This is a genomic window from Chitinophaga sp. (assembly GCF_036569185.1).
Taxonomy (GTDB): domain Bacteria; phylum Bacteroidota; class Bacteroidia; order Chitinophagales; family Chitinophagaceae; genus Chitinophaga.
Window position 1 is genome coordinate 1 of the sequence record NZ_DATCRD010000294.1, and the last position, 5,164, is coordinate 5,164.

The window sequence follows — 5,164 nt, forward strand, 5'->3', positions numbered from 1 at the left end:
GTGTATAGGATTAAAATGACCGGGTTTTATGTTTGAGGTAAGTTTGTTTCCCATGCACATAATAATAAAACAACGCTCCTCCAAAATATGTCACCACGTCCCAGGTATCCCCGGTATAAACGGACGAAAACTGTGGCATTATCCATTCAAGAACAACAGACATATAAAAAGCAATGAAAAGTAAGTAGTACAGCGGATAGTTGTAGTGGTTATTATGTACAAGGTACCTGCGGGTAAAGGTGAGGGCAATATGTGCCATAACCGGCACTGCAATGAAATCGGTAAGGTAGCCGTTCAATAGCGGAACAGGCAGGTGTAAATACCTGAAAAGATGGATGATACACCAAAGGGCGCAATAAATAAGAAATAACGGATCAAATAAACGTTTCATTTTATAACACGAACATAATGGCGCCTCCGAGCAGCAGCGTTACCAGTAATACCATTACAGCAAACAGGTAGAAGCCGCTGTTCTTCAGCAATTTTACGGGTATGGAGTCTGTTGGCTTAACCGGGAGAACACTGCTCCTGAGCCTTTGCCATATAGGTTGATTTTCCTCCTGCTGATCATGCGTTTCCCTATTCATATCATTTATATTTAGAACAAATGTACTAATTTATTTAGAACATTTATTCTAAATACTCTTTTTTAGATCTATTGTTCTAAATTTGGGAATGGATACACGGACAAATATTCTCAAAACAGCATTGGAGCTTTATAACAGCCAGGGTGTGAATGCCATTACCAGCAGGCATATTGCTGCAAAAATGGGGATCAGCCCGGGTAACCTGCATTATCATTTCAGGCAAACAGATGAAATTATAAGCACACTTTATGAATCACTGGCAACTGATTTTGACAGGTTGATGTCGGAACTGGAATCGGTTAGCCCTGCTACCCTGGATACGCTCCGTGATTTTTCCATCCGGTCGCTGGAGCTGGCATACAAGTACCGGTTTATATTTTTGCATTTTGTGGAGATCACCCTGCGGATACCATCCATCAGGAAAGATTACTATGCCTTAACCCGGCGCCGCACAACGGAGTTCTTTACTATTTTCAGGCAGCTGAAAGCAGACGGGGTGTTTCGCGATGATTTGCCGGAGAGCATCTGGGAAGCGCTGGTAACCCAGATATTTATTGTGGGCGACTTCTGGCTGTCGAATAACGAGTTAACAGGGCGGCTGAGGGGAGGCAATGCCATAAAGCATTACAGTAAAATTATTGCGGGTATGTTTTATCCCTACCTCACCCCGGCCGCGCAACTACGTATAACGGAATAGCTGCTATTATGATTTAAGAAATTCAATGATCATGGTAGTTACCAAGGCAGGTAATTTGCTCTGCTTATCGGCCGCGCAAACTTCACCTATGTAATCCCCGTGTCCGCCCGGCAGTATGGCCACCTGGGCATGCGGCAATGTACGGCCCAGTAGCAGCGAGTGTTCCGGCAGGATCGCATCTGTATAACCACTAATTACGAGCGCCGGCGCCTGTATGCTTTTTATAGCTTCATCGCTGATGTCCTTAAAGTTTTTCATTCTCGCCACATCCCGGCGGAACATGGCTTCAAATCCTTTTGGATCAGGGTTGGCTGTGAGGAAGGCTTCTTTTAACGGAGGAGGCACCTGGTCAATAGTTGGGTTATTAAAGCCGTCGAAGAAACCCGGTGGGGTACCATTACGTTTGTAGAGCGCAGAAGCCAGCACCAGTTTATTCACCAGTTTGGGGTGCCGTATGGCAATTTGCAGCGCCGTAGTGCCTCCATTGCTGAAGCCCATAATATTTGCTTTGGCTATATGCAGCTGCGCGAGCAGGGCGGCCACATCATCTGCATCCTGTTCAAAGCTCAATGGCCGGTCTATATCCGCAGTGTGGCCATGCGCCTGTAACTCTATAGCAATTACCTGCTGGGTTTTTGACAACTCCGGCAAAATGGTACCATATGTAGAAACGATGGTAGACCCACCGCCATGCAGCAATACCAGCGGGGCGCCGCTGCCGTGGATCTCGTAATACATTTTTAAGCCGTTCACCGTTGCATAGTGGCCTGTTTGCTGCTGTGCTTTCATCTGGAAATGCGTTAGTATTAATAAAAGAACAATAATGTAGGTGCGTTTCATGCGATACTAATTTTGATAATGTAAACCTACATTAAAAGAACAAACCGGGATGGGTGCAAAAATGTCAAATTGAAGGGCTATTACGACAAAACAATAAGCAGCTTTAAGCATGGCTTTTTTCCCAACTTGGCTTATATTGGCGTTATTTAATTGTTTAACCTGATATTCTTATGACTCCCGAAGAATATAAGCAAAGATTTAAAGAAGAAGATCCTGTTGGATGGTTTTCCATAGATGAAGCCCTGGAAAAGGTATATGGTAAAACTGAGCCCCGTCATTATGGGCCGCTTTGCGGGATACATTATATGGCCGGCGGAACAGATCCGATAGATGGCGCCAGCATTTATGATTCTGCCAAACAGGACTTCCACCGTCATATTATCAGTTATGGAATGTCGGAGCTTTACTACGACAGTGAAAAGGCTGGTGGTGAATTCAGCAAATGGGGCTTTGAATTTACTTTCAGGCTGAAGCCGTTTGCCGATGACCAGGCAGACCCTTTATGGGCAGTGCATGTAATGAACAACCTGGCGCGTTACGTATTTAACAGCGGTAAATGGTTTGAAGAGAATCATTTTATACCTGCAAAAGGCCCCATACGGCTGGATACCCAGACGGAAATTACTGCATTCGTACTGGCGCTTGATCCGGAATTGGGAAGAATAGAAACGCCGCATGGGGAAGTATCTTTCCTGCAACTGGTAGGGATCACCAATAGTGAACTGGAGCAATTAATGCGGAATCCTACCACTACAGAGGTAGCTGCATTGATCAATGACTTAAGGAAAGATAACCCGTTACTGATAACGGATCTCAACAGGAAATCTTAAATGATGAACCGGGTGAAGAGACTCCGTTTTCACCCGGCTTATATCTTACAAAAACTGGCTTAACTGCGCAGCAGAATAGTTAACAGATTTCAGTGTTTTATTATCCGACTTCCTGTACACCAGGTAAAGATCATCTACCTTTGTATAATAACATGCTGTATTTTCAGTTTTGCTGTAATGTGCAACGGTGCTTTCTGCTTCTTCGGTTGATTTGCAGGCTTTACTCATATTAGACCTGTGCACTTCATTAAAAAGCGCACTGAATTTCTCTCCCAGCCCAAACTCCAATATAGCGCCGGATAATACGTATTGAAGGTCGCAGAGTGCATCCGCTATTTCCACTATATTTTTTTCCGCAATAGCCGCTTTCAGTTCGTTCAGTTCTTCCTGGATCAGCGATACCCTTAAATCACATCTCTGCGGGCTTGGGATAACAGGTGCTTTTTCAATTGGATGCCTGAAGGTGCTGTGAAATTCTGCAACACTGTTTAGCGCTTTTACATCTTCCATGATCAGATTAATATTTATGTCCGAATGTAAGCATTATTTGAAAATTATGTATTGCCGGAACCGGTCTGCCGGCAGAAGATGTATGGTTATTGCGCAACGATTAGGTAACTTCCCGCATAAATTGATATAGATCCAATGGACGGCCAGGCATTGATTCTCCGGAATGTAAGCAATTATATCTCCATTACCGGGGAGGAGCAAGCATACTTCCTTTCGCTCCTGCAATCGAGAAATTATCACAGGAAGGAGTATCTGCAGCGGGAAGGCAGCAATTGCAATAACTTTACCTTTATCACTACCGGGTGTGTGAAAAGTTATCTCCTGGATCAGAAGGGAGATGAACATATACTTACCATCGCACCGGCAGATTGGTGGGTGGTTGATTATATGAGCTTCGTTTTTGAACAACCAGGCAACCTGTTTATTGAAGCCATCGAAAATACCAGTACACTTATACTTACAAAAGAGAAGCGGGAAGAATTGTTCAGGAAGCTTCCTCAGTTTGAACGGTACTTCAGGGTCCTTACAGAGAGGGCCTTTGCAGTAAGCCAGCAGCGGGTTACAGATATATTAAGTCTTACAGCGGCAGCGCGTTTTGAAAAGTTTCAGCAACGTTATGCACACATTGCCGGTTCGCTCACGCAGCAACAAATCGCTTCTTTTATCGGCGTAACCCCCGCCTTCTTCAGCCGGATGCTGAAAGCAAAACGCAAATAATTTTCCTGCCATTATTTAACATCCGGATTGACCTAGGTCAACCCGGATCTGTTTCCATGTGCCCACCTTTGTGTAAATTTTTCAGTAAAACAAAAAACAATGGGAAAACAGGCATTACTTATTATTGATGTTCAGAACGATTACTTCATTGGGGGTAAAATGGAATTGGTAAACCCTGAAAATGCTGCAGGAAATATCAATAGGTTATTGGAGAATTGCCGGGAAGAGGGCATACCAGTCATTTACATTCAGCACATGGCCACCGATCCTTCTGCAGGGTTCCTGGTAGCCAATACGCCAGGCGCCGAAATTCATCGTAGCATAGCCCCCATAGCAGGGGAGAAGGTGATTGTAAAGCAGTATCCCAATAGCTTCCGTGAAACGGCATTGCACGAATACCTGCAGGCGCAGGAAATTACAGACCTGGTCATTACAGGAATGATGACGCATGTATGTGTGGATGCAACCACCCGGGCGGCGAAAGATCTGGGCTATAGCTGCACCGTTATTTCTGATGCCTGTGCCACCAGGGCGCTGGATGTTGAAGGGGAACAGATAGCGGCTTCACTGGTGCAGAAGACTTTAATGGGTGCACTGGCTTTTTATTATGCGGATATTCAGACTACTAAGGAGTTCCTGGGCCGTTGATTACATCCGGGGGATCTGTTTGCCGGAGGATTCCCCGGTAGTTTTGCCATACTTATCTGATACTTCTGGGAAACTTAGGACTCGTGTATGTGTAGCACCCCTGATATAGTCACCATACACTCCCCATACACTTCCCATACACTCGGCATACACTTTCAATACACTCCCCATACACTATCCCGCGTGTAAATCCTGGGTCTTGTCCTGATATAGGTTTACACAGTTATTAGATAATCCTGTTTGAAGTTTACAATAAAAATTTTTAGTCCTGCCAAAGGTTTACGTTGTGGGTTGTAAATCCTGTACCAGGTTTACAACAATATTCTTTCTTTTTT

Annotated in this window: 8 protein-coding genes; 4 read left to right on the forward strand and 4 right to left on the reverse strand. The window is 44.5% G+C overall.

Annotated features, from left to right (window positions below; all coding sequences use genetic code 11):
• Positions 1-10: 10 nt before the first annotated feature.
• Both VIM72_RS22930 and VIM72_RS22935 read right to left on the reverse strand, forming a co-directional pair.
• Positions 11-391, reverse strand: a complete 381-nt coding sequence (locus VIM72_RS22930) for a hypothetical protein (protein WP_332005150.1) — start codon at positions 389-391, stop codon at positions 11-13.
• A gap of 1 nt (position 392) precedes the next feature.
• On the reverse strand, positions 393-587 hold the full coding sequence (locus VIM72_RS22935; RefSeq protein WP_332005151.1) for a hypothetical protein: 195 nt from the start codon (positions 585-587) through the stop codon (positions 393-395).
• A gap of 88 nt (positions 588-675) precedes the next feature.
• Between VIM72_RS22935 and VIM72_RS22940 the strand changes: the two genes are divergently transcribed.
• Positions 676-1,284, forward strand: a complete 609-nt coding sequence (locus VIM72_RS22940) for a TetR/AcrR family transcriptional regulator (RefSeq protein WP_332005152.1) — start codon at positions 676-678, stop codon at positions 1,282-1,284.
• Positions 1,285-1,290: 6 nt separating this feature from the next.
• Here the strand turns inward: VIM72_RS22940 and VIM72_RS22945 are convergent, their stop codons facing one another.
• Complete coding sequence (locus tag VIM72_RS22945) at positions 1,291-2,124, reverse strand: alpha/beta hydrolase (RefSeq protein ID WP_332005153.1); 834 nt, start codon at positions 2,122-2,124, stop codon at positions 1,291-1,293.
• A gap of 170 nt (positions 2,125-2,294) precedes the next feature.
• Here VIM72_RS22945 and VIM72_RS22950 point away from each other — a divergent pair, with 170 nt between their 5' ends.
• Positions 2,295-2,954 (forward strand): suppressor of fused domain protein, encoded by a 660-nt coding sequence (locus tag VIM72_RS22950; protein WP_332005154.1) that lies wholly within the window; start codon positions 2,295-2,297, stop codon positions 2,952-2,954.
• A gap of 45 nt (positions 2,955-2,999) precedes the next feature.
• Here the strand turns inward: VIM72_RS22950 and VIM72_RS22955 are convergent, their stop codons facing one another.
• Complete coding sequence (locus VIM72_RS22955; RefSeq protein WP_142683580.1) at positions 3,000-3,464, reverse strand: nucleoside triphosphate pyrophosphohydrolase family protein; 465 nt, start codon at positions 3,462-3,464, stop codon at positions 3,000-3,002.
• Between the two features lie 135 nt (positions 3,465-3,599).
• On the opposite strand from VIM72_RS22955, the gene VIM72_RS22960 reads away from it, so the two are divergent.
• Together VIM72_RS22960 and VIM72_RS22965 are read left to right on the forward strand one after the other, a co-directional pair.
• On the forward strand, positions 3,600-4,181 hold the full coding sequence (locus tag VIM72_RS22960) for a Crp/Fnr family transcriptional regulator (protein WP_332005155.1): 582 nt from the start codon (positions 3,600-3,602) through the stop codon (positions 4,179-4,181).
• Between the two features lie 99 nt (positions 4,182-4,280).
• Entirely contained in the window at positions 4,281-4,829 is a 549-nt protein-coding gene (locus VIM72_RS22965) for a cysteine hydrolase family protein (protein WP_332005156.1), read from the forward strand.
• Positions 4,830-5,164: the final 335 nt, after the last annotated feature.